Source organism: Aeromonas sp. 97A (genome assembly GCF_051919185.1).
In the GTDB taxonomy this organism is placed as follows: domain Bacteria; phylum Pseudomonadota; class Gammaproteobacteria; order Enterobacterales; family Aeromonadaceae; genus Aeromonas; species Aeromonas veronii.
In genome coordinates this window covers 1013398-1039444 of sequence record NZ_JBQBFF010000001.1, presented here as the reverse complement: position 1 = coordinate 1039444, position 26047 = coordinate 1013398, and the positions used below count along the sequence as shown (strand labels likewise).

Here is a 26047-nt window from a genome sequence, read left to right as displayed (position 1 = left end):
AGGATGATGCCGATACGGGCGCCCTCTGGCTTCATCTTGGCGATCAAGTGTTGCAGGAACAACAGCGATCCATCGGAGACGCGGGGCAGACCCGCCCCAAAGCGGCCGCTGTGGCCCTTTAGCAAGTGTTCATCCCGGACTTGCTTCTCGACCTTCTTCCAGTCCACCCCGAATGGCGGGTTGGAGAGGCAGTAATCGAACCGATCGGTCGGCAACTGGTCGTCGGAGAGAGTGTTGCCGAGCTTGATGTTGCTGATGTCCTGCCCCTTGATCAGCATGTCGGCCTTGCAGATGGCAAACGACTCGGGGTTGAGCTCTTGCCCAAAGGTGGCAAGTCGTGCCGCCGGGTTCAGCTCGTGCAGGTACTCCATACCGCATGAGAGAAAACCGCCGGTGCCTGCCGTGGGGTCATAGATGGTTCGCACCACGCCAGCGGTGGTCAGGGCCTCGTCATCAGCCGCAAACACCAGAGATGTGGTCAGCCGCACTATATCGCGGGGGGTGAAGTGCTCACCGGCGGTCTCATTGGAGCTTTCGGCAAACTTGCGGATCAGCTCCTCGAACACCAGACCCATGTGGTAGTTGTCGACGGCTTCGGGGGAGAGATCGACGTTAGCGAAGTTGCGAACCACCTTGTAGAGCAGGTCGGCATCTTCCAGCAGATCGATGCTGGCGGCGAAGTTGAAGTGCTCGAACACCTCGAACGCCTCACGGGAAAAGCCCCGCACATAAGCATCTAGGTTGTCACCGATCTGCTTCTCACCCAGGTTGTCCAGTGTGAGCTTGGCGGTGTTGTAGAAGCTCTGCCCGGCGGCATTCAGCAGCAGCTTATGGCGGGCCAGCTCGGGCAGTGCCTTGGTGCTCTCTGCGGTGGCCAGCACCTTGTCACGGGTCGGGGCTAGCACGCACTCCAGACGACGTAGCACGGTGAACGGCAGAATGATGCGCCCGTACTGGGACTGCTTGAAATCACCTCGCAGAAGGTCAGCCACCGACCAGATAAGATTGGCAAGGGATGAGATATTGGTAGTCATGGAAACCCCGTGGGACCGCCTTGCGGTCTGAGACAGACGAAATGGCACGGATTCTACCACGGGAAATCATCCATGGGGGTGATATAGGTTGCACTTAACTCCCTGAATGAACGTACATGTCGCATTTTCAAGCGGATCGATTTTGACCTGCTGATGGGGGCGTCCCGTCCGTGGAGCCGACAAGGGAATCAGCAATATTGTGAACTTGATCCCACTATCGAGATCACATGAAAAAATCTTTGATCATGGATTTTGCGTTGTTCACAACGAAAACGCGAAATGGGGTCTTGGGGAGGAAAAAAGAGGGGTTGTATTGCTTCTGCCGATCAGTATAGTCGGGGTTGTCGGCGGGCAGACGCCCCCGCACATCGCACCTTGGCTCACGCCATAGGCCCACGGGGGGCGCTGTTACCCGACCTGATTACCGCCGCTTGGAACACACACAACCTAATTTTAGTTCCACAGCAGCGGTCATCTAAGAGGAGAGACATCATGTCTCAATCCACTCAATTTGACCTTGAATTTGCCCTGGCCGATGCTGGCCACTCCCTGAATATCAACTTTGCAGCCATCAAAGAGCAGTTCCCCATTATGGATGTCGCCTCGGCTCTGACCGGGCAAGACGTCAAGAAAGTCGGCTCCAACACCTACCGACTGGATGATGCCAGTTGCCCACTGTGCGGCCATAATGATTGCTTCACCCTCTACCCTGACGACGATAGGTTTAAGTGCTTTAGCTGTGATGAACATGGGGATGTGCTCGATCTAGTCGTCAAGTGCGACAAAGCCCGTAGCCCTGCTGATGCAGCCCGCTTGCTCCTGCTGGGCGAGCTGTCAGTCGCCCCGACCATTCGCAAGGTGGTGAAGCTGGAGCAACCGATCTACACGGCCCCACCTGCTCGCCTGCAAGAGCTCTTCAAGCTGGCCGCCAACCACTACCAAGCTCGCCTTGATGTAGAGGAGTTGATGGAGCTGCGTGGCCACTCAGAGGAGGTGTTGGTGGGGCTGGATATCGGCTTCTCCGGTGGCCTGAACAAGGCTCTGAGGGATGCGGGGTTCAGCCAAGAGGAACGACTTGCCTCCGGTCTGGTCAAGCCTCGCAACGATGCCCCAGATCTGCTTCGTGACTTCTTCCCGAGCGGTGTCTATGTGTTCCCGCACTTCGACCGCAACGGACAAGTCAGCCGCTTCACTTTCAAGGACCCAAACAAGCAGTATCAGTTCCAGTTGCCGAGCCAGCACTGGCTTAACGGGGTGCAGTTCTACGGAGAAGAGAGCCTGAATGCCACCGGCCCTGTTGCCCTGGTAGAGGGGGAAAATGACCGCATGTCGCTGGTGGATGCAGGTTGGCCGGGCCCTGTGCTGGCTACCATTGGCACGCTGTCACAGACACAGTTAGAGTGGCTGGGGCGTGAGCTGGCTGACAGTGATGTTGTCACCTTCTTCGACACTGATGACGCGGGCGACAAGTACCGCTCAAAGGTGGCCCAACTCGGTCTCAAGCTGACCCAAGTAAAGCTGCCGGATAGCGTCAAGGACATCGACGAATACCTGCATGGCGACAACCCCTTGCCTCTGACCGAGCTGGTGGCGGCATTCACCCTGGTTGAGCCTGTGGCCGAAGCCGAAGCCGAAGCCGAAGCCGAAGCCGAAGCCGAAGCCGAAGCCGAAGCCGTTCAGGACGATGATCAGCAGCCGGAAGTCGTCAAGGTCATGCCACGTACAGCCATCTTTGAAAACGAGCTCAACGACTCGGCCAACGCCGAACGGTTCGTGCAGATGCACGGGCATAACCTGAAGTTCGTCCCTGAGTTAGGTGGCTTTATCTACTTCGATGGTACGCACTGGACCCAGAATGACTTGACGCCCATGATCCTTGCTCAAACCGTGGGCAAAGAGATCCAGGAAATCGGACAGATGTTGATCAAGCAGGCGTGCAAGAAAGAGGAGTTGTCTTGGGCCTATGCAGTACTCAGACACGGCTCAAGTAGCCTTAACCGGGCTGGCATTCAAAACATGCTGGAGCTGGCCAAGCCGATGATGACGGCAAGACTGCATGAGCTGAATGCCAATCCAATGCTGTTGGGCACGGCGAACGGTGTCATCGACCTGAAGTCGGGTCGCCTGTTGGCACCGAGACGGGCATTCATGATTACCCACCATAGCCCGGTGGCCTATGACCCAGCCGCTGTCTGCCCGCGATGGGAGCAGTTCATCAGCGAGATCACCTGTGACGATGCCGAGTATGCCGCCTTCCTGCAACGTTGTGTGGGCTACTGGATCACCGGCCGCACCGACGAACAGCTCCTGTTCTTCCTCCACGGGGGCGGCTGCAATGGCAAGAGTACCTTCATGTCGGTCATTCAGCAGTTACTGGGAGAGTTCAGTCGGCAGATCAGCAGTAACGTCTTGCTGTTCAACCGCAACGGCAATACAGGGCCGAACCCGTCCCTGACCAAGCTGGTGGATGCACGTCTCGTGGTCGCCAACGAGCTGCCTGAGGGGGCCCGTATGGATGAGAACTTGGTGAAGGCCATGACAGGGGATGACGTGATTGTCGCTCGTGCACCCTACGCCAAGAAGGAGATGGAGTTCCGTCCAACCTTCTCTCTGGTGATGGTGGGCAACCACAAGCCCGAGATCCGCGATACCAGCAATGGCATGTGGCGTCGGATGTTGATGCTGCCCTTCAATGCCTCCTTCACGAAGGCACAATTGGACCCCATGCTGATGGAGAAGCTGCGGGCCGAGATGCCCGGCATTCTGAACTGGGCCATCCAGGGCTGCCAGATGTGGCAAGAGCAGAGGCTCAAGGCGTCGATTCCTGCTCGCCTCAAGCAGGATGTCGAGACCTACCGTGCCGAGTCGGATATGGTTGGCTGCTTCCTTGAAGAGTGCACCCAGGCCAGAGCAGGGGCCAAAGTGCCCATGAGCGAGGTCTATGCGGCCTACAGCCGCTGGGCAGAGCAGAACGGTGAATGGGCCATGAAGCAGTTGGCCCTCAAGAAGAAGCTGATGGAGAAGGGCTTTGCAGTCCCCCGCTACAACAGCAAGGCAACCGTCATCGGGTTGACCCTGCTCGATAGCGAGATGGCTGACATGACGGCATCATCCACCAGTAAGACAGAGCTCGGTGCCAACTACACCGTATAACCAAACGAGGGGCCTGCGGGCCCCTCATACTTTGATCTAAAAGTGACGCTCAATATAGAGTGTTTGGTCGTGCATCCAAAGCTGACCTTAACGGAAACATGTTCCTTGTCGCGATAGCTGCATCCCTTACTTAGCAACCATTTTTGCAAGTGTCCGCAGGATTTTGCCCCAGAATCCGAACCAGTAACGCCCGAGGCTCACGTACAGCATCAGTGCCGACTGCAAGCACTTTACCGTCCATATTCGCAGTATATTCAGCCACTACATCACCAAAAGCATTACGCTGCAAAGCAACCTTCTGGCCCTTCTTCACATCGTCCCCCAACTTGACGAGGACTTCTGCAAAGCCACCAGTCGTTGCCCGAATCGAGCTCATTTCATTACCTATGTATGTCTTGTGGCTCTCGGCGGTGGCCCCAAGCTTTCCATCTATCACCTTGTAGTGACGCAATACGTTTAAGGCCCCCTGTAAGCCTCGATCAATCATATCCTGTTGATACACCCGTGGCTCGCCTACTTCTGCGGTTATAGCCGGAATGCCATTCTCAACAAACGTAGTTTCCATCGACCCCGCTTCACCAGGATCCTTTTTAATTTGGTCGGCAGGGAACAGTTCCGCAATGGTCTTTACATCCGCATTGCGATAATCGGCATAAATAAAGAGTGGGTATGCCGTCCCAGTAGACTGAGTGTGATAGTCGATGGCCAAATCGACATTCCCTTTGTAGATTTTGTTCCACATCAGCCATGCCTGACGCTCGGGAGCATTACCTGTCTCTTTACCTGGATGAATCCGGTTGTAATCGATCACATCACCACCGTCAGTCGATATTGCCCATGTACGCGACACTCGCTCTAAACCGGAACGATTGGGGCCAATAACCCCAATGACGGTCCCTTTCATCTTGGCCGGTTCAAGTTGTGCCATCGCCTTTTGTACGATCCGAACACCATTGAGTTCGTCACCATGAACTCCAGCCTGTAGCAATACTTTTTTACCATCGGTAGCCCCTTTGGCCACCATGATCGGCACGTACCAACGTTGACCAGTTCCGGTCTCGACGCCCTCGAACATAAAACGGTGCTGGCCTGTAGCAAGATCAGCGACATCGAGTGCTGAAATCACAGGTATACCTTGGACCTTATCGCCTGTGTACTGGGTGGCTGCATGGGCAACCGAACCAAAAAGTGCTAATCCAACAGCAAACGCAACATAACGCATACGACTCTCCATGATGCTCAATATGATTAGTAAATCCCGACTCGATAAGCTGGCAGGCAGTCCAAGGCTAAAACATGTCGAGGCGACTAAGCTATCAAGGAGATATGTCGAGTATCTACTTTGGGTTAGAAGAGATGTGATGCAAAGACATAGTCTTGGGCACATTGAAGACGAATGAATCCACTCTCCCTTGTGCTGACATGCAAGACCACAAAACCAAATCACATCTGCCGTTTTTGACTTTCCCGTTTTGCCCGCCAACAAAGGAAAATGGACCAAACCAAGCAGTCAATCTGCCGAAATTTCAGCTATTTATAGAACTTTTTCTGTATGAAACATCGTAGAAAAAGTTCTTAAAAATGCCAAAATTTCAGCATCTCAGCAGACCCATCTTTCCCTTTATCCGGCATCAGCAAAGGATGAAAGGGCCGCTTCTATCACCTCTTTGAGCTTCTCCAGCGAGACATCCCCTCCGTATCGGTCATAGCTGATCGCCCCGTTGGTGTGGCCCAGGATCGCCGCCGCATACTGCAATGGCACTCCGTGATCTTTGAGGGCGGTTCCCACGGTATGCCGCAGGCTGTGGAAGTCCTTGTCGACGGGGCGATGGCGGCTAAACCACTGCCCCCACAGGTGGCTGTATCCATCCTGGCGATGTGGCAGTTCAGGGAAAAGGCGTCCCCCTATCCTCCCCTTCACAAACTCGATGAAACCGCTCTGGAGGAGGTGTCGATGAAGAGGAACGAGACGAGCACTGTTGGCCGTCTTGAGTTTCTGGTCTGGCCGTCCACTGCGAATATTCAAGCACCATATACCGTCAACCTGTTGCACATCATCGGCATAGAGCTGACAGATTTCGTTGGCACGAGCTCCGGTGAACAGACCCAGCAGAGCAATCCACCTACGGTGGGGCTCTTGCTGCTTAGCCCACCCGATAAACTTGCGACGTTCTTCCGCTGTGTACCCACTTCGTGAGTTCACCTCCTTGGCTCGCTGTAGCTTCAATCCGGCAAAGTGGTTGATGACCCCATCCTGATGGTTAGCCAGCCAGCTAAACAGCAGGGAGAGCTTCTGCAGATACTTGTTGATGGTGGTCGGACTCTTGCCGGAGTTCAGCAGGTCCTCCTTGAACTTGACCACATCCGCTTTCGCATAGTCAGCAGCCGGTCTATCACCCAGCGCCTTGATGAAGCAGCCGATGTAGTTCTTCTGGTTGCTGAGCTCTTTCGGTGCCCAAGAGAGGGCCTTCTCTTTCAGATAACGGTCACTCAGGACTGACAGGAGCGGTGCACGCGGTTTGGTCGCCGGAGTCATCGGCTGGGCTACTGATTGCTCATGTGGGGCAGCATTGACGTCTACAGGCAACTGAATGGGCTTGGGTCTGGAACGCACGCAGGCAAGCAGCTGAGTCACCTTATGACGTGCACAAAGTTTGTCTCGGGTATGCAGGGATTTTTTGATCTCTTTACGACGACCACAGGGGAGCGTGGTGACTTTCCGGTAATACCAGATGCCGTGGGGACTGAGCCAGAGATTCATCGATGAGCTCCTCGTCGTCCACACAAAGTGGATGACCAAGGGCTTTAGGAAGCTAACTTATTGAATTGCAGAAACAAGTGGTGGCCCTACCAGCCACATCCCGGCACTCGAGTCCCCCGCCTTGGCTGCTACCTTCCGGTCCTGACCAGGTCGACGGGTTATCAATGCGAGAGGACCAATAGGACCACCGGCGAGGAGAATAGGCAAACTGGGCGTTCAATGCAACGGCTTTCTACCCTCCAACAGATCGTTTGCCTTATTTTTCAACAATCTGCCGAATGAATCAGCTAAACAGCATAAATTTCGCCCCCACCAGCAGCATCAGCAGGGCAAAGGCCTGCTTAAGGCGTGTGGGTGACAGGCGGTGTGCCAGCTTGGCGCCAATGCGTGCGAACTGGGTACTGGTCAGCACAATGCCCAGCAGGGCGGGCAGATAGATGTAGCCCACACTCCACTCGGGCAGATCGGCATGATCCCAACCCGCATAGAGGTAGCTGAGGCTCCCCGCCAGCGCGATGGGCATGCTGCAGGCTGCAGAGGCCGCTACCGCATTGCGCATTGGCACCGAGTTCCAGCTCAGATAAGGGACGGTCAGCGAGCCACCACCAATACCAAACAGGGCTGACATCCAGCCAATGATGGCACCGGCAATGCCTGTGCCGAGCGGCCCCGGCATATGGCGCTCCGCTTTGGGTTTAAGGTTAAGCCCCATCTGTAGCGCCATGCTCCAGGCGAAACAACCGATGATGATATTGAGGGTGCTGGTGCTGAGCAGATTGGCGGTCATGCCGCCAAGCCAGCCCCCAATCAGCATGCCGGCGCCGAGTCGGCGGATCATCACCCAATCGACGGCGCCCGCCTCCCGGTGGGCCCGCAGCGAGCTGAATCCGGTAAAGATCATGGTGGGCAACGAGGTGCCGAGGGCCAGATGGGTAATGATTTCAGGGTCGATGCCCTGGGCGCGAAAGGTCATGACCAGCACGGGGACAATGATAAGACCGCCGCCGATCCCGAACAGTCCCGCCAGCATACCGGCAAAGGCGCCCAGCAGGAGGTAACCCATAAACAGCATAAAAATTCCTGTGTTAAACAAAAACTGGCCAACACGACCGGGCAACAGTGGATATCTGCATGAAAAAAAAGAGATGGCGCGAGGGCCATCTCTTCATTGTGCCGGTTAGTGCAGTGGAATGGTACCGTCCATCACCTTGTAGAAGGCCAGCACGGCACAGCCAAGCAGGGCCGCCGTCATCCCCTGCTCCAACCGGTTAAGGCCGCGCAGACCGTGATGCTGACGCGCCTTCCAGTAGATGAAGATGCCCGGACTATAGAGCAGCGCCACCAGCAGCAGGTACTCCACACCGGCAGCGTAGACCAGCCAGCAGCCGTAAACCGTCGCCACCAGAGCCAGCAGCAGGTCACGCTTGCGTTGATGAGGTTGACCCTGATAGGTCTCCCCTTTCAATGCCAGCTTCAGGCCATAGGCACCGGAGAAAACGTAGGGCACCAGCGCCGCCGAGGTGGCGATGTTGACCAGCGCCAGATAGGTGCTGCTCTGGAAGTAGATGATGATCAGGAAGATCTGCACCAGACAGGTGGAGCACCAGAGCGACACCTGCGGCGAGCCGTTCTTGTTCTCCTTGGCAAACCAGCCCGGGAACACACCGGTCTTGCCCGCGATGTAGGGCACTTCAGCGGCCAGCACGGTCCAGCTGAGCAGAGCACCCATCACCGACACCACCAGACCGATGTTGATAAGCCAGGCGCCCCAGGGGCCGACCACGGCTTCGAGGATCATGGCGGTCGAAGGGTTCTTGAGCGCCGCCAGTTGCGGCTGGCTCATGACACCTAGCGAGAACAGGGTCACCATCACATAGAGTGTCAGGGCGCCGAGCAGCGCCAGCACGGTCGCGCGGCCCACATCCTTGCGATGACGGGCACGGGCAGAGACCACCACGGCCCCTTCAATCCCGATAAAGACCCAGAGGGTCACCTTCATGGTGGACTTGACCTGATCCATCACGGAGCCCAGCTCCATGTTGTTCTGGCCCCAGATATCCAGAGTGAAGGTATCCATGTTGAAGGCCAGCAGGATCGCAACACAGAAGACGATGAGCGGCACCATCTTGGCGATGGTAGTGACGATATTCACCAGTGCAGCAACCTGTACCCCGCGCAGCACCAGCGCATGCACCGACCAGATCAGGATGGAGGCCAGCGTGATGGCCACCGGCGTATTGCCGTCACCGAAGATGACGTTGTCAGGCGTATCGAAGAAGTAGCTCAGGGCGCTAAACACTACGATGGCGTAGGAGACGTTGGCCAGCAGTTGGCAGAGCCAGTAACCCCAGGCGGCGTTGAAACCGATGAAATCGCCGAAACCGGCCTTGGCATAGCTGAAGATACCGCCATCGAGATCAGGGCGGCGCATGGAGAGGTTCTGATAGACCAGCGCGAGACAGATCATGCCAAGACCGGTGATGGCCCAACCCAGGGCGACCGCCCCGGCACTGGCATGCGCAGCAATGTTTTGTGGCAGACTGAAGACCCCGGCGCCGACCATGGAGCCGATCACCAGCGAAATGAGGGCGCCCAGCCCTAGTTTCTTGTCCATTTCAATCCTGTTTATTTAGGCGGCGGCAGAGCGTCCGTATTCATACTGCGCGCAATATGGGAGGGGCTGGGAATCCTGACCCCGTGAAAAAGGCGGCAACTATATTGCATGACTATTCCGACCGCAATCCCTCGTCCCGTCAATCATGCACCGCCTTGACCGCGCGCAATTTTACAGCACTGACCCATATGGCCTGTGAGCTGGCTCAAATTAACCAAGACCCATTGATATTTCTCATTTTTCTGCCAACACAGCCTGACTCGCATGGTTCCTATGCATTGCCATTCAGGCGCTCTCTGTATAAATAATCTGCATAAAAAAGCCCCGGTGGAAACACCGGGGCCCATTATGTAAATCCCTATAAACGCAAACCGCCATCCAGTTCTATCATCCTTCCCGACAGATAGTCGTTGGCAAAAATAAAGCTCACCGTCTCGGCCAGCTGTTGCGCCTCGCCAAGGGTGCCGACCGGAATGGCCTGCTGCATCCGCGCCATCGCCTCCGGCTTCATCGCCGCCGTCATGTCGGTGGCAAACACCCCGGGGGCAATCCCCATCACCCGAATGCCATGGCGCGCCAACTCCCGCGCCCAGGTAACCACCAGCGAGGCAACCCCCGCCTTGCTGGCAGCATAGTTGCTCTGGCCAATATTGCCGGCGCGGGCGATGGAAGAGATGTTGATGATAACGCCCCCCAGCCCCCCTTGCGCCATCAGCGCCGCCCCCTCGCGACCGCAGAGGAAGGTACCTGTGAGGTTGACGTCAATCACGCTCTGCCACTGGGCCAGCGTCATCTTCTCCACCAGCTCACCCTCTTTCACCTTGATCAGCATGCCATCGCGCAAAATGCCGGCGCAGTTGATAAGACCGTGCAGCACGCCAAAACGCCCTTTGATGGCGGCAAACGCGGCTTCAACCTCGGCTTCGCTCGCCACATTGCAGACAAACAGCTCGCACTGGCTATCTTGATCGCACTGATCACTCTGACTGCGCACCAGGGCTGCGGTCGCCTCCAGATCTGCGCGATTGATGTCGAGCAGCGCCAGCGTCGCCCCCTGTGCGCCCAGGGCCAGCGCAATAGCCCGTCCCAAGCCACGTCCAGCGCCGGTAATAACGATGACCTTATCTTTGATATCCATCAATGCTCCTTGTAGCTGGTCGAAGAGAGATGCCTTGAAGAGAGGTGGCCCATCAGGCGGGATCCTGTTTATCCAGATAGAGTTCGACGATGCTGGAGAAATCGCGGCTCCCCTGCCCCTGAGCGGCATGCAGGTTGAACAGGTTACGCGCGAGCGCCCCCATCGGCACAGCGCTGTGGCCATGCTCGGCCAGCGCCATGGCCAATCCCAAATCTTTCACCATCAAACGGGTCATAAAGCCCCCCTGATAGTTGCGGGCGGCAGGGACATTCTCCATCACCCCGGGCCAGGGGTTGTAGCGCTCCAGACTCCAGTTGTTGCCGGAGCTCTTGCCCATGATGGTAGAGAGCACGGCGGGATCCAGTCCCTCCTTCACCCCGAGGGCCAGCGCCTCGGCGGTACCCGCCATATGGATCGCAAGCAGCATGTTGTTGCACATCTTGGCGATCTGCCCCGCCCCCAGCGTCCCTGCGTGAAACAGGTTCTGCCCCATGCAGGCGAGCAGGGATTTCGCCGCCTCGAAATCCGCCGCGTCACCACCAACGATAAAGGTGAGCGTCCCGGCGGCCGCACCGGCGACACCGCCCGATACGGGGGCATCGATAAAGCGCAAACCGCGTGCGCGGGCCGCCTCCCCGACCTGACGGGCAGAGTCGACATCGATAGTGGAGCAGTCGATCACCAGTGCACCAACCGGCAGGGCTGCCAGCAGATCCTGCCCCTCAGACAACCAAAGGTCACGCACATGCTCCCCCGCAGGTAGCATGCTGATCACCACCTCGCAGCCGGTCACCGCCTCACGGGCATCCCCTGTGGCGATGCAGCCAGCGGCGATGGCGCGCTCAATGTTTTGGGCAACCAGATCAAACACCTGCACCCTGTGCCCGGCCCTGGCCAGATTGGCCGCCATGGGCCCCCCCATGTTGCCGAGCCCGATAAACCCTATCCTTGTCATCCCGCTTGCTCCCTGCGTTGCTGATGGCGGCGTGCGCCGGTTGCCAAGATGTTATTCCTTGCAGGCCAACGGATTGCTCCCCTGCGGCCAGCGATAGAACTCGTCCAGCCACTCCCCCTCCGGTGGCAACTGTAGCCAGCGGGGATCTTTATCCTTGTCGATCAGCAGTGCCCGTACCCCTTCCACAAAATCCCCCTTGAGCACGCAGTTGACCGAGAGGGTCAGCTCCTCGGCAAATACTTCAGCCAAGGAGTAGCGGCGAGCCTGCCAATATTGGCGCCACAAAATGGCGCGGCTGATGGGGCTGCCAGTGCGGCAGATCTGTTGCGCCTGCTGAAGTACCACCTCCTGTTCATCGAAATGGGCGCTGAACAGCCGCGCCAATACCCCTTGCAACGTGCGCCCCGCCAGCAAGGCATCGATCCTCTGTTGATGGGGTAGCAGCACTGGCGCAGGCAAGCGGGCCGCCACCTCACCATGCAACCCCGTGAGCAGCAGATCGATCTGCTCACGGGGATCACCACTGCCAGCCCAGTCGAGTACGGCGAGGCGTGACAACAGCGCACTGCGCTCGCCACTGGCGATGGCGTGATCCGCCAGCCCAAGACCGATGGCATCACTCCCGTTGAAGCGGGCGCCAGTCAGACCGAGCCAGAGCCCCAGCCGCCCCGGCATCCGGCTTAAAAACCAGCTTGCTCCAACGTCGGGGTAGAGGCCTATGGTCACCTCCGGCATGGCGAACAGGCTTCTTTCGGTCACCACCCGAAAATCGGCTCCGGCAAACAGGCCAATACCGCCCCCCATGCAGATACCGTCCGCCACGCAGATCAGGGGCTTGCGGCAAGAGTGGATGTGGTGGTCGAGCCGGTACTCCTGCTCGAAAAAGTCGCGGGCATATTCGAACAGTTCCGATCCGCTTGCCTCCTGTTTGCGGTAATAGAAGGAGCGGATATCGCCACCGGCACAAAATGCCTTCTCACCCATCCCCTGCAGCAGTACACAGACGATGGCGGGATCCTGCTCCCAACGGGTCAGCGTCTGTTGCAGGATCTGGATCATCGGCAGGCTCAATGCGTTGAGAGACGCAGGGCTGTCGAGGGTCAACACCCCGATCTGATGGCCATCTTCGGTGGGATAACAGCTAACCTTGACCGGCTCACTCATAAACGGCTCCGTATGGACTTATTCTGTTGGGCCATATTGCCAGCGCGGTAAGCGTTTCTCCAGGAAGGCGGCCACCCCTTCACGCTGGTTGGCATCGCTAAAGAGATCGAGAAACAGCGCTCGCTCAAGGGGCAATGCCGCATCCCGCGGGCCACTGCGGCCCTGATTGATCAGGTTTTTGCAGGCGCGCAGGGCACTCGGGCTCTGGCGCTCCACCAGATGGGCCATCTGGTGCGCGGCCTCCCACGCCTGACCGGTTTTCACCACCTCCTCCACCAGCCCCATCTCGTAGGCCAGCGAGGCACTCACCTTCTCGCCGCAGAGGATCATCCGCTTGGCCCAGCCCGGCCCCACCAGCTCGGTCAGGCGCTGGGTGCCACCGGCACAGGGAAGCAAGCCCACCGAGGCCTCCGGCAGTCCCAGCAACGCCTGCTGCTCGGCGATACGGATATCACAGGCCAGCGCCACTTCCAGGCCACCGCCCATGGCATAACCATTGATGGCGGCGATACTGACGCCATGGAAACGGGCCAGCGCCTCGAAGGCCTTGCCAAAGGCCTCGGCTACTTCGCGGGCCAGCTCGACATTCCCCTCGACAAACATATTGAGGTCGGCACCGGCGCAGAAAAATTTGTCGCCCGCACCACGGATCACCAGCGCCACCACATCGGGACGACTGTCGAGCTCCACCATCATCTGCAAAAAGGCCTGCAGGCTGGCGAGGGTCCAGGTGTTGGCAGGGGGATGGTCGAGAGTGATATAGGCCACGTGGCCATGATATTCGAGTCTGATCCTTGTCATAACATTGTCCTTGTCGATGAAGCTGCCGCCATGATGACAGGCTTGAGTGACACCAACCTGTGGCTGGCTCACAAAGCCGAAACCGGCATGGCATGGTGCAAATCGGGTGGCTGTAGACACCCCCTTGATGCGACCACCGGTTAGCCCAGCGACAAACCGGGATCGGCCAGCATACGGCGTGCGATGATGAGTCGCATCACCTCGTTGGTGCCCTCCAGAATGCGGTGTACCCGTGTATCGCGCAGATAGCGCTCGAGCGGATACTCGCGGATATAACCATAGCCGCCAAAGAGTTGCAGAGCCTCATCACAGATTTGATAACCCACATCGGTAGCATAACGTTTGGCCATGGCACACCAGGCACTCTTGTCGGGAGCCCCGCGATCCAGCTTGTCGGCGGCCTGACGTACCAGCAGGCGGGCGGCAGCCAGCTCGGTCGCCATATCGGCCAGGCGAAACTGCACGCTCTGGAATTCGCTGATCGGGTGACCAAATTGCTGGCGCTGCTGCACATAGGCCAGCGCATCATCCAGCGCCTGCTGGGCGGTGCCAACCGAACAGGTGGCAATATTGATGCGCCCCCCATCGAGGGCCTGCATGGCGAACTTGAATCCTTCCCCCTCTTCGCCCAACCGATAACAGGCAGGAATGCGAACCCCGTTGAAAACAACCTCCCGGGTCGGCTGGCTGTTCCAGCCCATCTTCTCTTCTGCCTTGCCATAGCTCACGCCGGGAGCATTAGCCTGCACCATAAAGGCAGAGACCCCCTTCGCACCTTCACCACCGGTACGGGCCATCACCACCAGCACATCGCTGCTGCCTGCTCCCGAGATAAAGACCTTGGTTCCCTCGATGAGGTAGCTATCACCCTCGCGAGTGGCTCGGGTCTTGAGTGCCGCAGCATCGGAACCCGCCCCTGGCTCGGTGAGGCAATAGGAGCCCAGCAGCTCGCCGCTGGCCAGTTTGGGCACCCACTCCTTGGCAACCTCGGTGGGCAGCCAGCTGCCCAGCATCCAGCTCACCATGTTGTGAATGGTCAGATAAGCCGTGGTCGAGGTACAGCCCATGGCGAGGCGCTCGAAGATGAGGCTAGCATCGAGACGAGGCAGCCCCAATCCGCCAAACTGCTCCGGGGTATAGAGACCACAAAACCCGAGCTCGGCCGCCTGCTTGATGGACGGGATCGGAAACTCATGCTCCTTGTCCCAGCGCGCGGCATTAGGTTTGAGCGCATCGTCAGCAAAGGCGGCGGCCGCCTCCACATACGCCTGTTGATCATCGGTCAGGGTAAAATCCATCTCGTCGTTCTCTCCCTTGTTGCCCCACGCTTATTTTCCCGCGCTTACTTTCCTGAGTTAGTGCTTTATGACGCGGCGCCCACACACTGGTCATTCGGATCTGCCACTATGGCGTTGTTGTCGTGGTAGCTGATGACGCTCTCACTACCACCTTTCAATCGACACACAACAGATTAACAATTGATTTACGTTTACGCTAACGTAAACTTGTAGCAGAAGTGAAGTACAAAAATGGACCGACCACTGCCAACCGTGAAGCTAGGTTAGCAGGTCGAACCAACCTTCCTACCCGACTGTCATATCCGCAAGGAGAGCATGGATGCAGATGGATGAGACCCTGAATGCCCTGACCGAACAGGTTGCGGCTTTCTGCCAGAAAGTGATCGCCCCGCGCGCCAGCGAGATCGATCAGAGCAACGCCTTCCCCCGTGATCTCTGGCCCCGGATGGGTGAACTGGGGCTGCACGGCATCACGGTGGCGGAGGAGTATGACGGGGTGAACCTCGGCTATCTGGCCCACGTGCTGGTGATGGAGCAGGTGAGCCGCGCCAGCGCCTCGGTCGGCCTCTCCTACGGCGCCCACTCCAATCTCTGCATCAACCAGATCCACCGCCACGGCACACCGGAGCAGAAAGCGCGCTACCTGCCCCCGCTGGTGAGCGGCGAGCATGTGGGGGCGCTGGCCATGAGCGAGCCGGGTGCAGGCTCCGATGTGGTCAGCATGCACCTCACCGCAGTGCGCGAGGGGGAGCACTTCGTGCTGAACGGCAACAAGATGTGGATCACCAACGGCCCGGATGCCGAGACCTTCGTCATCTATGCCAAGACCGATGCCGCTGCCGGCCCCAAAGGGATTTCTGCCTTTATCGTCGAAGCGCACACTCCCGGTTTCTCCACCGCCCAGAAGCTCGACAAGCTCGGCATGCGCGGCTCCAGCACCTGCGAGCTGGTGTTCGACAACTGCCGGGTACCGCAGGAGAACTTGCTGGGCCCCTTGCACGGCGGGGTCAAGGTGTTGATGAGCGGGCTCGATTACGAGCGGGTGGTACTGGCGGCCGGCCCCCTTGGCATCATGCAGGCCTGCATGGACGTGGTGCTGCCCTATGTGCGCGAGCGCAAACAGTTCGGCCAGGCCATCGGCGAGTTTCAGCTGGTGCAGGGCAAGCTCGCCGACATGTATACCCGCCTCGCCAGCAGCCGGGCGCTGGTCTATTCGGTGGCGAGCGCCTGCGATCAGGGCCGCACCAGCCGTAAAGATTGCGCCGCCGCTATCCTGTTTGCCGCCGAAAATGCCACCCAGATGGCGCTCGATGCCATCCAGCTGCTCGGCGGCAACGGCTACATCAACGAATACCCCACCGGCCGTCTGCTGCGGGACGCCAAGCTCTACGAGATAGGTGCTGGCACCTCGGAGATCCGCCGCTGGCTGATTGGTCGCGAGCTGATGGGAGAGAACGCATGAGTCGTATCCACTCCCGTCTCGACACGGCGAGCCCGGAATATGCAGTCAATCGGGCCGCCATGCAGGGGCTGGTCGACGATCTCCATGCTCGCATTGCCGAGATCGCCCAAGGAGGCGGCGCGGCCAACAACGCCCGCCATCAGGCCCGTGGCAAGCTGCTGCCCCGCGAGCGCATCAATCAGCTGCTGGACCCGGGCTCCCCGTTTCTCGAACTGTCGGCGCTGGCTGGCTGGCAGGTCTATGACGAGCCGGTGCCCGCCGCCGGCATCATCACCGGCATCGGCCGGGTCTCGGGCAGGCTCTGTATGCTGGTGGTGAACGACGCCACCGTGAAGGGCGGCACCTACTACCCGCTCACGGTGAAAAAGCACCTGCGCGCCCAGGCCATCGCCGAGCGGCTGCGCCTCCCCTGCCTCTATCTGGTGGATTCCGGCGGCGCCTTTCTGCCGATGCAGGATGAGGTGTTCCCCGACCGGGATCACTTTGGTCGCATCTTCTACAACCAGGCCCGCATGTCGGCCCAGAACATCCCCCAGCTGGCGGTGGTGATGGGGCTCTGCACCGCAGGCGGCGCCTACGTGCCCGCCATGGCGGACGAGTCAATCATGGTCAGGGAGCAGGCCACCATCTTTCTGGCCGGCCCGCCGCTGGTCAAGGCCGCCACCGGTGAGGAGATCAGCGCCGAGGCACTGGGCGGCGCCGAGGTGCACTGCGCCCACTCCGGGGTGGCTGATCATATGGCCCGTGACGATGCCCATGCGCTGGCCATCGCCCGCACGCTGGTTACTCATCTGGGTAACGAGCCGATAGAGAGCAGCCCCGGCTACGAACCCCCCGGCTACCCGATCGAGGAGCTCTACGGTCTGGTGGGCACCAGTCTCAAACGCCCTTACGACGCCCGCGAACTGATTGCCCGATTGGTGGATGGCTCTGACTTTGACGAATTCAAGGCGCTGTTCGGCACCACTCTGGTAACCGTCTTTGCCCGGATTTGCGGCATGGAAGTGGGGATCCTCGCCAACAACGGCGTGCTGCACAGCGACAGCGCCCAGAAAGGCGCCCACTTTATCCAGCTCTGCAACCGCCGCACCATCCCGCTGCTCTTTTTACAGAACATCACCGGTTTTATGGTGGGCAGCACGGCAGAGCGCGAAGGGATCGCCAAGCATGGCGCCAAGCTGGTCACCGCGGTGGCCTGCAGCCGGGTGCCCAAGATCACTCTGATAGTCGGTGGCAGCTTCGGTGCCGGCAACTACGGCATGTGCGGCCGCGCCTATGAACCCGATTTTCTCTTTAGCTGGCCCAACAGCCGTATCTCTGTCATGGGTGGCGAACAAGCTGCCGGGGTGCTGGTGCAGGTGCGTCGGGACAAGCTGGCTGCCGAGGGCAAAGATTTGAGCGAGCAGGAGGCCGCCGCCATCCGAGCCCCAGTGATCGAGCAGTATGAGCGCCAGGGCCACCCCTACTACGCCAGCGCTCGCCTGTGGGATGACGGCGTGATCGACCCGGCCCAGAGCCGCACCGTGCTGGCACTGGCACTGGCCGCCTGTCAGGGTGCCCGCATTGCACCCGAGCAGTACGGCATCTTCCGGATGTAAGGAGCAAAACTATGTCAGATCCACTTACTTCCTCAGCACTTGGCTCTTCAACACAGGGCCCGTTTCGGCTGGAGCGGCACGGCCCATTGGCCGAACTGGTGCTGTCGCGCCCGGCCCGCCACAACGCCTTTGATGCCGACCTGATGCTGGGGCTGCTCGACTGCCTCGATGACCTGGCCCATCTCCATGGTCATGCTCTCGCCGAACGTCCTCATGCTTTGCTGCTGCGGGCCGAAGGCAAACACTTCTGCGCGGGCGCCGACCTCAACTGGATGCGCAATCTGGCCCACGCTGATTTCGAACACAATCGCGAAGACGCCCGGGTACTGGCGCGGCTGATGCAGACCCTCGATGAGCTCCCCTTCCCCACGGTAGCGCTGGTGCAAGGGGCCGCCTATGGCGGGGCGCTGGGGCTGATCTGTACCTGCGATCTGGTGCTGGCCAGCGACGACGCCCGCTTTTGCCTCTCAGAGGTAAGCCTCGGGCTAGTGCCTGCGGTGATCAGCCCCTACGTGGTACGTGCCATGGGAATGCGTCAGGCGCGCCGCTACATGCTCAGTGCCGAGCCGTTCGATGCCATCACCGCCTGTCGGCTCAATGTGGCACACCAACTCTGCCAACCGGATCAACTGCTGGCGGAGGGACGGGCGCAGGCCCTTCGTCTGTGCCGCAACGGGCCGGAAGCGATGAAAGAGACCAAACGGCTGCTGGCGGCGATAGAAGACCATCCTTCCCGCCTGCACGAAGAGAAAACTGTCGAGACCATCGCCCGGGTTCGGGTGGGGCTCGAAGCCCAAGAGGGGATGCAGGCCTTCTTCGACAAACGTCCTCCCGCCTGGCGTCCCCGTTTCAAGGATGAGACATGACCCATCACTCTCAGATTAAGCGCCTGCTGATTGCCAATCGCGGCGAAATTGCTGTGCGCATCATCAAGACGGCGAAACGCCTCGGCATCCACACCATCGCCCTCTACTCCGATGCCGACGCCCACGCCATGCACACTCGTCTTGCCGATGAGGCTTGGCATCTGGGGCCCGCACCGGCCAGAGAGAGCTATCTCGACACCGGCAAGGTGCTGAAGATTGCCAAAGAGGCGCGTGCCGATGCCATCCATCCCGGTTACGGCTTTCTGTCGGAAAACAGCGATTTTGCCACCGCCTGCGAACAGCGCGGCCTGCGCTTTGTCGGCCCAAGCGGCGCCGCCATTCTCGCCATGGGCGACAAATCGGGCGCCAAGGCGCTGATGCAGGCTGCCGGCGTACCTGTGCTGCCCGGCTATCACGGCACGGATCAGCGGCCGGACTTTTTGCGCGATCAGGCGAGCCAGATTGACTTCCCGCTACTTATCAAGGCGGCCAGTGGCGGCGGTGGCAAGGGGATGCGTAGGGTCGATCAGCTGGCCGACTTTGACGAGTCGCTGGCGGCAGTCAAACGGGAAGCCAAGGCCGCCTTTGGTGACGATCTGGTGCTGCTGGAGCGCTATCTGCCCCTGGCTCGCCATGTGGAAGTACAGGTCTTTGCCGATAGCCTCGGCAACGCCATCTATCTGGGGGACAGGGATTGCTCCTTGCAGCGACGCCATCAGAAGGTGATCGAAGAGGCTCCCGCCCCCGACATCCCTCCGGCTCTGCGCCGCGCCATGGGGGAGGCAGCCGTGGCCGCAGCCAAAGCCATCAATTATCAGGGGGCTGGCACCATCGAGTTCCTGCTCTGCAAGGATGCGTTCTTCTTTATGGAGATGAACACCCGGCTGCAGGTGGAGCATCCGGTCACCGAAGCGGTGACCGGGCAGGATCTGGTTGCCTGGCAGCTGGCCGTAGCCGAAGGCAAGCCGCTGCCACTCACCCAAGAGGAAGTGGTGCTGCGCGGCCATGCAGTGGAGGCGCGCCTCTACGCCGAGGATGTGGCGGCCGGTTTTCTGCCCGCCAGCGGGCCTATCCACTGGCTCCACTGGCCCGTTGGCGTGCGCATCGACACCGGCGTTACCGCTGGCGATGAGGTCAGCCCCTATTACGATCCCATGATCGCCAAGCTGATCGCCCACGGCCAGAGTCGCGCCGAGGCGTTCGCTCAACTGGCCGATGCGCTGGCGGCACTGGATCTCGGGCCGCTGGTGCACAACGGCCCGCTGCTGCTGCGCCTGTGTGAAGAGCCCGACGTCCTGGCCATGGGCCACCATACCCAATGGCCCATACCCACCACAGCACGGCCCATTCCTGAGCTCGCCTGGCCGCTGGCCGCCCTCTGGCTGGCGAGCCGCCCTGCGGGCACCTCCCCCTGGCAGCAAGCCTGCGGATTTCGGCTAGGGCCGGATCGCTGCTGGACAGCGGCGGTACGCATTGGTGATGAGCGCCGGGTATTGACCCTTCACGATCATGGCGGCCAGTTTGAGTGGCAAGGGGAGACTCATTGCTACCAGAGAGGTGACGATAATATCCGGCTGCAGAAGGGCGGCGGCAGGCAACAGATCCCCATTCAGACGGTCGCAGGCTCGGAGGCAGCCTTCATCATGACCCTGGGGGGCCAGCGCATCCGCTTCGCGGCCGATGATCGGCAGCACAGCCACCATCATGATCAGACAAATGAGAAGGCGCAGGGCGCCATCGCCCCCATGCACGGCATAGTGGTAGCCGTGATGATCGAACCTGGCCAAACGGTCAGCAAGGGGCAACCCCTGCTGGTGCTGGAAGCGATGAAGATGGAGCACCAACTGCGTGCAGAGCGGGACGGGGTAATTGAAGCCCTGCTGTGCAAACAGGGCGAGCAGGTAAGCCAGGGAACCGTGCTGGTGCGCTTTGCCGAAGAGACTGCTTCACAGGAGGAACACCCATGAACCGATCACAGGACGTCCGTGACGACAGGGTCAGTCTGGTGGAGATGGGGCCGCGAGATGGCCTGCAAAATGAAGCTGCGCCCCTCTCCCTGGTACAGCGGCTGGAGCTGATCCAGCGCCTTACCGACAGCGGGCTGCAACGCATCGAGGTGGGTGCCTTTGTCTCTGCCAAAAAAGTGCCGCAGATGGCGGACTCCGCTGCGCTGTTCGAGGCACTGCCGCGCAAGGGCTCAACCCGTTACGGCGCTCTGGTGCCCAATCTGCAAGGCTTGCAGGCAGCCATTGCCGCCCGCGCCGATGAGATTGGTCTCTTCACCGCCTGCTCCGACGGTTTTACCCGCGCCAATATCGGCATCAGCGTGGAGGAGTCGCTGGTGCGCTTCGCCCCCTTGGTACAGGAGGCGCGCCGACTCGGCATCAAGGTGCGCGGCTACCTCTCCACCGTCATCGCCTGCCCGTTCGATGGCCCGACCCGCCCGAAACGGGTCGCCGCCATGGCCGAACAGTTGCTGGATCTCGGCTGCCACGAAATTTCGCTGGGGGACACCATAGGCGTTGGCACCCCCGGCACGGTGGCGCCCATGCTGGATGCGGTGCTGCACGAGATCCCGGCGGGGCGACTCGCGGTCCATTTTCACGACACCTACGGTCAGGGCTTGGCCAACCTGCTACCCGCGCTGGAGCGTGGCATTCGCACCATCGACTGCTCGGTGGCGGGGCTTGGCGGCTGCCCCTATGCGCCGGGCGCCTCCGGCAATGTGGCATCAGAAGAGGTGGTCTACCTGCTACATGGCCTTGGCATGACGACAGGAGTGGATCTCGACAAACTGGCGGCCACCGGCCAGTGGGTGAGCGAGCAGCTCGCTCGCCCCAACGGCTCGCGGGTCGGTCAGGCCCTGCACGCCAATGCCGAGCGACTGCGTGCCCGCCTCTGCCAACCAAACGCCCAGCAACAGGAGTCATGACCATGTCCCGTTCCCTGCCCGGCAAGGAGATCACCTACAGCATTTCGGAGCTGGCCCACGAGTTCGATGTCACGCCGCGCACCATCCGCTACTACGAGGATGAGGGGCTGCTCACCCCGCTGCGGGAGGGGCAAACCCGCATCTACAGCCATCGGGACAAGATCCGGCTCAAGTTGACTCTGCGCGGCAAACGGCTGGGGTTTAGCCTGGCCGAGATCCGCGAGCTGTTCGATATGTACGACACCGACAAATCGAGCAAAACCCAGCTCCACTCCATGATCCAGCTGATCGAGACAAAACGCGGCGTGCTGCGCCAACAACTGGAGGATATCCAGATGGTGATGGCCGAGCTGGAAGCCGCCGAGCAGCGCTGTGTTAATTCCCTTAACAGCTTGAAAACTGGCGCAGATTAACCGAATCTGGGAGCAAGCTATTGCCTTGGGGATCCCATGAGATATTGGTGCTGGTTTTTGCTCTTGTTCAGCCTCTCTGGCTGGAGCCATCCCCTCATCAAGGTTGGCGGATACCCCTATGCCCCCTTTGTGGTCAAACTCTCCGATTCCCGCTATGAAGGGCTGACGCTGGACCTCATCGCCAAGCTAAACGAGATCCAGCAAGAGGTAAGATTCGTGTTTGTTCCCACCTCGGCCGCCAACCGTTACAAGGCGCTCGATCTGGGCCGTTTCTCGCTGATGCTGTTTGAAGACAGCAAGTGGGGCTGGGACACAGATAAATTCAAGATGACAGCCCCCTTTCTCGGTGGTGGTGAGGTCTATGTGGCCCTGAACAAAACGGGTCGGGATCAGCGCTTTTTCGATGACCCCTCTCGGCATCATCTTATCGGGGTGACCGGCTACCACTACGGCGTTGGCCAGTTCAATGCCGATCCTCTCTACCTGCAGCGCAAGCTCAATATCACCCTGGTCAAGGACAACGTCAGTGTCTTGCAAGCGCTACTCAAAGGGCGTGGCGAGGTAGCCATTCTCAACGTTTCCTACCTTAACCAGTATCTGCTGGCCCACCCCGACACCGCCGACCAGCTGCTGATCTCGCAAAAATGGGATCAACAGTATCAGCACCGCGCAATCCTTCACCCTGAGGCCCCCATTACCCCTGCCCAGCTGGAACAGTGGCTGGCAGCGCTGCAACAAATGGGTGAACTGGATCGCCTTTGGACAAAGTACGGCGTACAACAGCACGCAACCCCATGATTACTATCCAGCTTTTCTGTACCATGGCGGGAACCAAATGGGAGTGCACCAAATGAACACCACCGAGCCCGCGTCCCCCAAGCTCCGCTTGCTGCGCTACCTTGCCTACGCTTTCCTGCTGTTTCTTATCCTGATCACTCTGCTGCTGTGGCAAACCCCCCGTTTGATCCAGCGCTATCTGCCCGGCTGGCTGGCCGAGCACTATGGCCTGCAACTGACGCTGGGGGAGATTGACGTAGGTCTGCGCAACCCTTCTATCTCCATCGGCGCGACTGCCCTGCTCGATGCCAAGCAGCAGACCATCATCGGTTTTGAACAGCTCTTTATCACCCCAAACCTGCAAACCAGCTGGCAGCAGAAAGGGGTCGTGCTTTCCGCCGTCACCCTGACCAAACCCGTGGTGCAGCTGCAACGGCTGGCAGACAAAAAGGGGGATGTTCGACTCAATCTAACCGATGCGCTGGCGACCCTGCTCACCCCTGCGCCCGCCCCCGAGCCCGAGACAGCCAGCGCCCCGCTACTGGTCGATATTGCCAGCGTCAATGTCACTGACGGGCATATGCGCTATCAGGATCAGCGCAAGGAGAGCGAACCCGGCTGGTTGCCGCCTCTCAATCTGGAGAAAATGACCCTCAAGCTCGATAACCTGCGCACCGAGGCAAATCACCCGACCGCCTATCAGCTGAACGCCGCCATCAACGGCAAAAGCAGCCTCGCTGCCCACGGCAAACTCGATGTAATGAGCGGCATGGGTCAGGGCAAAGCGAGCCTCAAACAGGTCGACCTGAAACCCTTCGCCCCGCTCTGGGCACCCTATCTCAAGCTGGATCTGGCCAAGGGCCACGCCAATGCAGAGGTGGAGTACCAGCTTAAAGAGGGCAAGCAAGGAGTGCTGTGGCAATTGTCCAAAGGCAAGCTGACCCTGGACAACTGGCAGCTTAAAAAACACAAGGGCGACGAATTTGCCCGCTTCGGCCAGCTGGCCCTGAGCGATCTGGCTGTCGATGGCCAGAAACAGTCGCTCCAGATCGGCAAGGTCACTCTGCAACAACCCCTGCTCAAGGCCACCCTCAACCCACAGCTGGAACTGGATCTGGCTGACTTGCTGATTGAACAAGCTCCCGCCAAGCCCGTCAAAGGGGCCCACGTCGCAAACGAGGTGGCCAACAATGCGGCGCCCAAGTCGGCACAACAAGCAAAGGCAGCCGCTAACGGCAAGAAACACGGGACAGACAAACCCTGGCAGTGGCAGATCAAGCAGATCCTTATCGACAGGGGCGATCTCACTCTCACCGAATCGAGCAGCGGCAAACCGCAGGCACGCCAGCTCTCCGGCCTCAAGCTAGCGCTGGGGCCACTGGGCAGCAAGGGGGAGCAACCGAGCAAACTGACTCTGGCCACCCAGTTCAACCAGAGCAGCCCCCTCGCCTTTGATGGCCAACTGACCCTGACTCCTTTCACCTTAAGCGGCGAGATCAACCAGCAGGAGCTGCCCCTGACGCTGGCGCAACCCTATCTGGCCGATCTGGTGCGTATCAAGGTGCAAAACGGGCTGCTGAGCAGCAAGACCCGCCTTGATCTCGCCACCACCGCCCAGGGAGATCTCAGCAAGCTGACCCTGCAAGGGGGGCTCGATATCAACGGGCTCAAGGTGGTCGATCGGGCAGACAATCAGCGGCTGCTGGAGTTCAACACCCTGGCTCTCACCGGTCTGACGTACGACGGCATCAGCCAGCAGATGCGGATCAAGGACATTGCCTTGAACAAGCCCTTCGCCCGCATCGAGATCAACGAAGATGGCACCACCAACCTGCAACAGCTGCTGTTGCCACAACCGGCGGCAACCAACAGCCCTCACGCGACGGCTGGCAGCAAGGCTCCCGATTTTCGTTTCACCATCGATCAGCTGCGCACCGAGCAGGGCAACCTGCGCTTTGCCGACCGCAGTCTGAGTCAGGATTTTGTGGCCGATATCGCCTCGCTGGGCGGCCAGAGCCGCCATATCAGCAATATTCCGGGGCAACGCTCCGATCTCGCCTTCAACGGCAAGGTGGATCGCTATGCGCCAGTGACCATTCGCGGCGGTACCAACCTGCTGGTCGCCAACCCGATCCTCGACATCGCGGTCGCTTTCCACAATCTGGAGCTCACCACCTTTACCCCTTATTCGGGCACCTATGCCGGTTATGCCATCGACAAGGGGCAGCTCTCCATGAAGCTGCATTACAAGCTGGAGGGCAATCGGCTGGAGGGGGATAACGACATCACCATCAAGAAGCTGCAACTGGGCGAGAAGATCAAGAGCGATCAGGCCAAGGATCTGCCGCTGGGGCTGGCCATCGCCCTGCTAAGCGATGCCAACGGGGTGATACAGATGAACCTCAAGGTGAAGGGCGATCTCGATCAACCGGACTTCAGCATCGGCAATATCTTCTGGGATGTGCTGGGCAACACCCTGAGCAAGGCGATCACCTCCCCCTTCTCCCTGCTCGCCTCGCTGGCCGATGGCACCGAAGATCTCGACGAACTTCCCTTCCTGCCGGGGGAGCCCGACCTCACCCCCACCCAGCAGGAGAAACTGGTCAAGCTGGCGCAGGCCCTCAAGGATAGACCCAAGCTCAGCATGAACATTCGCGGCAAGGTCAACTTCAACGAGGAGCGCCCCATCCTGCAACGGCAAAAACTGGAGCGGGTACTGGCCAAGCTCACCGGCAATCAGGCGGATCTCGACCTGCTGGAACAGGACTCAGCCCTGCAAGAGGCGCTGGCCCAGGCCTATGAAGAGCGCTTTGGCGAAGATCTGGATGATCTGGCGGACCGCCTCCATCTGGATGAAGAGAGCGCGGCACTGCGGGCCCAGGCGGTGATCCTGCTGCGGGATCAGCAGCTCATCACCGCCAAATCCCTGCGCAATCTCGCCATGCGCCGGGCGCAAAATACCAAGGAGTTTCTGGTCGACAGCCAAGGGATCGCCCCGGAGCGGCTGTTCGTGCTCGACAGCCAGGTCAAGGAAGAGGATAAGGAAGCCAAAGTGATCCTGACACTGGATCAGTAAGGCCG

Annotated in this window: 18 protein-coding genes, 1 other RNA gene and 1 pseudogene; 9 read left to right on the top strand and 11 right to left on the bottom strand. The window is 59.6% G+C overall.

Features of this window, described 5'->3' with window-relative positions; all coding sequences use genetic code 11:
* Positions 1–2: 2 nt before the first annotated feature.
* Positions 3–1034: pseudogene (locus ACTG27_RS04695) on the bottom strand (type I restriction-modification system subunit M); the annotation flags it as partial.
* A 492-nt stretch (positions 1035–1526) separates the two neighbouring features.
* Here ACTG27_RS04695 and ACTG27_RS04690 point away from each other — a divergent pair.
* Entirely contained in the window at positions 1527–4187 is a 2661-nt protein-coding gene (locus ACTG27_RS04690; RefSeq protein ID WP_439979170.1) for a phage/plasmid primase, P4 family, read from the top strand.
* Between the two features lie 130 nt (positions 4188–4317).
* Here ACTG27_RS04690 and ACTG27_RS04685 read toward each other — a convergent pair whose 3' ends face one another.
* From ACTG27_RS04685 to ACTG27_RS04640, 10 genes are all read right to left on the bottom strand, one after another.
* Positions 4318–5409, bottom strand: a complete 1092-nt coding sequence (locus tag ACTG27_RS04685) for a M14 family metallopeptidase (RefSeq protein ID WP_216962385.1) — start codon at positions 5407–5409, stop codon at positions 4318–4320.
* A 399-nt stretch (positions 5410–5808) separates the two neighbouring features.
* On the bottom strand, positions 5809–6948 hold the full coding sequence (locus ACTG27_RS04680) for a site-specific integrase (protein WP_216962382.1): 1140 nt from the start codon (positions 6946–6948) through the stop codon (positions 5809–5811).
* An 84-nt stretch (positions 6949–7032) separates the two neighbouring features.
* Positions 7033–7129, bottom strand: an RNA gene (gene ffs / locus ACTG27_RS04675) — signal recognition particle sRNA small type.
* A 102-nt stretch (positions 7130–7231) separates the two neighbouring features.
* A complete protein-coding gene (locus ACTG27_RS04670) occupies positions 7232–8020 on the bottom strand; it encodes a sulfite exporter TauE/SafE family protein (protein WP_439979169.1) in 789 nt (262 codons plus the stop codon).
* Between the two features lie 105 nt (positions 8021–8125).
* On the bottom strand, positions 8126–9562 hold the full coding sequence (gene arcD / locus ACTG27_RS04665; protein WP_005336921.1) for an arginine-ornithine antiporter: 1437 nt from the start codon (positions 9560–9562) through the stop codon (positions 8126–8128).
* A 358-nt stretch (positions 9563–9920) separates the two neighbouring features.
* Positions 9921–10700 carry an SDR family oxidoreductase gene (locus ACTG27_RS04660; protein WP_206877687.1) on the bottom strand — a complete coding sequence of 260 codons (780 nt, stop codon included), beginning with the start codon at positions 10698–10700 and terminating at the stop codon, positions 9921–9923.
* A gap of 52 nt (positions 10701–10752) precedes the next feature.
* A complete protein-coding gene (gene mmsB / locus ACTG27_RS04655) occupies positions 10753–11655 on the bottom strand; it encodes a 3-hydroxyisobutyrate dehydrogenase (RefSeq protein WP_167569858.1) in 903 nt (300 codons plus the stop codon).
* Between the two features lie 51 nt (positions 11656–11706).
* A complete protein-coding gene (locus ACTG27_RS04650; RefSeq protein ID WP_439979168.1) occupies positions 11707–12819 on the bottom strand; it encodes an enoyl-CoA hydratase/isomerase family protein in 1113 nt (370 codons plus the stop codon).
* Between the two features lie 18 nt (positions 12820–12837).
* Positions 12838–13620: an enoyl-CoA hydratase gene (locus ACTG27_RS04645; RefSeq protein ID WP_439979167.1), complete on the bottom strand. Its 783-nt coding sequence runs from the start codon at positions 13618–13620 to the stop codon at positions 12838–12840.
* A gap of 140 nt (positions 13621–13760) precedes the next feature.
* Positions 13761–14918, bottom strand: coding sequence for an acyl-CoA dehydrogenase family protein (locus tag ACTG27_RS04640; RefSeq protein ID WP_439979166.1), 1158 nt, complete (start codon positions 14916–14918; stop codon positions 13761–13763).
* A gap of 319 nt (positions 14919–15237) precedes the next feature.
* Between ACTG27_RS04640 and ACTG27_RS04635 the strand changes: the two genes are divergently transcribed.
* Genes ACTG27_RS04635 through ACTG27_RS04600 form a run of 8 tightly spaced genes read left to right on the top strand, consistent with a single transcriptional unit; the run spans position 15238 to position 26042 of the window.
* Positions 15238–16380: an isovaleryl-CoA dehydrogenase gene (locus ACTG27_RS04635; RefSeq protein WP_219264019.1), complete on the top strand. Its 1143-nt coding sequence runs from the start codon at positions 15238–15240 to the stop codon at positions 16378–16380.
* Positions 16377–17978 carry a carboxyl transferase domain-containing protein gene (locus ACTG27_RS04630; protein ID WP_439979165.1) on the top strand — a complete coding sequence of 534 codons (1602 nt, stop codon included), beginning with the start codon at positions 16377–16379 and terminating at the stop codon, positions 17976–17978. The genes ACTG27_RS04635 and ACTG27_RS04630 overlap by 4 nt, the downstream gene beginning before the upstream one ends.
* An 11-nt stretch (positions 17979–17989) precedes the next feature.
* Entirely contained in the window at positions 17990–18844 is an 855-nt protein-coding gene (locus ACTG27_RS04625) for an enoyl-CoA hydratase-related protein (RefSeq protein ID WP_439979164.1), read from the top strand.
* Entirely contained in the window at positions 18841–20811 is a 1971-nt protein-coding gene (locus ACTG27_RS04620; protein ID WP_439979163.1) for an ATP-binding protein, read from the top strand. Before ACTG27_RS04625 ends, ACTG27_RS04620 begins: the two co-directional genes overlap by 4 nt.
* Positions 20808–21776 carry a hydroxymethylglutaryl-CoA lyase gene (locus ACTG27_RS04615; protein WP_167556286.1) on the top strand — a complete coding sequence of 323 codons (969 nt, stop codon included), beginning with the start codon at positions 20808–20810 and terminating at the stop codon, positions 21774–21776. The genes ACTG27_RS04620 and ACTG27_RS04615 overlap by 4 nt, the downstream gene beginning before the upstream one ends.
* A gap of 2 nt (positions 21777–21778) precedes the next feature.
* On the top strand, positions 21779–22189 hold the full coding sequence (locus ACTG27_RS04610; RefSeq protein ID WP_031227613.1) for a MerR family transcriptional regulator: 411 nt from the start codon (positions 21779–21781) through the stop codon (positions 22187–22189).
* 36 nt (positions 22190–22225) lie between these two features.
* Entirely contained in the window at positions 22226–22987 is a 762-nt protein-coding gene (locus ACTG27_RS04605; protein WP_439979162.1) for a substrate-binding periplasmic protein, read from the top strand.
* A gap of 52 nt (positions 22988–23039) precedes the next feature.
* Positions 23040–26042 carry a DUF748 domain-containing protein gene (locus ACTG27_RS04600; RefSeq protein ID WP_439979161.1) on the top strand — a complete coding sequence of 1001 codons (3003 nt, stop codon included), beginning with the start codon at positions 23040–23042 and terminating at the stop codon, positions 26040–26042.
* Positions 26043–26047: the final 5 nt, after the last annotated feature.

Bases quoted from the DNA above. Each gene is read 5' to 3' on its own strand.
- ACTG27_RS04690 (WP_439979170.1), top strand. From the start codon at position 1,527: ATGTCTCAATCCACTCAATTTGACCTTGAATTTGCCCTGGCCGATGCT.
- ACTG27_RS04685 (WP_216962385.1), bottom strand. From the start codon at position 5,409: ATGCGTTATGTTGCGTTTGCTGTTGGATTAGCACTTTTTGGTTCGGTT.
- ACTG27_RS04680 (WP_216962382.1), bottom strand. From the start codon at position 6,948: ATGAATCTCTGGCTCAGTCCCCACGGCATCTGGTATTACCGGAAAGTC.
- ACTG27_RS04670 (WP_439979169.1), bottom strand. From the start codon at position 8,020: ATGCTGTTTATGGGTTACCTCCTGCTGGGCGCCTTTGCCGGTATGCTG.
- arcD (WP_005336921.1), bottom strand. From the start codon at position 9,562: ATGGACAAGAAACTAGGGCTGGGCGCCCTCATTTCGCTGGTGATCGGC.
- ACTG27_RS04660 (WP_206877687.1), bottom strand. From the start codon at position 10,700: ATGGATATCAAAGATAAGGTCATCGTTATTACCGGCGCTGGACGTGGC.
- mmsB (WP_167569858.1), bottom strand. From the start codon at position 11,655: ATGACAAGGATAGGGTTTATCGGGCTCGGCAACATGGGGGGGCCCATG.
- ACTG27_RS04650 (WP_439979168.1), bottom strand. From the start codon at position 12,819: ATGAGTGAGCCGGTCAAGGTTAGCTGTTATCCCACCGAAGATGGCCAT.
- ACTG27_RS04645 (WP_439979167.1), bottom strand. From the start codon at position 13,620: ATGACAAGGATCAGACTCGAATATCATGGCCACGTGGCCTATATCACT.
- ACTG27_RS04640 (WP_439979166.1), bottom strand. From the start codon at position 14,918: ATGGATTTTACCCTGACCGATGATCAACAGGCGTATGTGGAGGCGGCC.
- ACTG27_RS04635 (WP_219264019.1), top strand. From the start codon at position 15,238: ATGCAGATGGATGAGACCCTGAATGCCCTGACCGAACAGGTTGCGGCT.
- ACTG27_RS04630 (WP_439979165.1), top strand. From the start codon at position 16,377: ATGAGTCGTATCCACTCCCGTCTCGACACGGCGAGCCCGGAATATGCA.
- ACTG27_RS04625 (WP_439979164.1), top strand. From the start codon at position 17,990: ATGTCAGATCCACTTACTTCCTCAGCACTTGGCTCTTCAACACAGGGC.
- ACTG27_RS04620 (WP_439979163.1), top strand. From the start codon at position 18,841: ATGACCCATCACTCTCAGATTAAGCGCCTGCTGATTGCCAATCGCGGC.
- ACTG27_RS04615 (WP_167556286.1), top strand. From the start codon at position 20,808: ATGAACCGATCACAGGACGTCCGTGACGACAGGGTCAGTCTGGTGGAG.
- ACTG27_RS04610 (WP_031227613.1), top strand. From the start codon at position 21,779: ATGTCCCGTTCCCTGCCCGGCAAGGAGATCACCTACAGCATTTCGGAG.
- ACTG27_RS04605 (WP_439979162.1), top strand. From the start codon at position 22,226: ATGAGATATTGGTGCTGGTTTTTGCTCTTGTTCAGCCTCTCTGGCTGG.
- ACTG27_RS04600 (WP_439979161.1), top strand. From the start codon at position 23,040: ATGAACACCACCGAGCCCGCGTCCCCCAAGCTCCGCTTGCTGCGCTAC.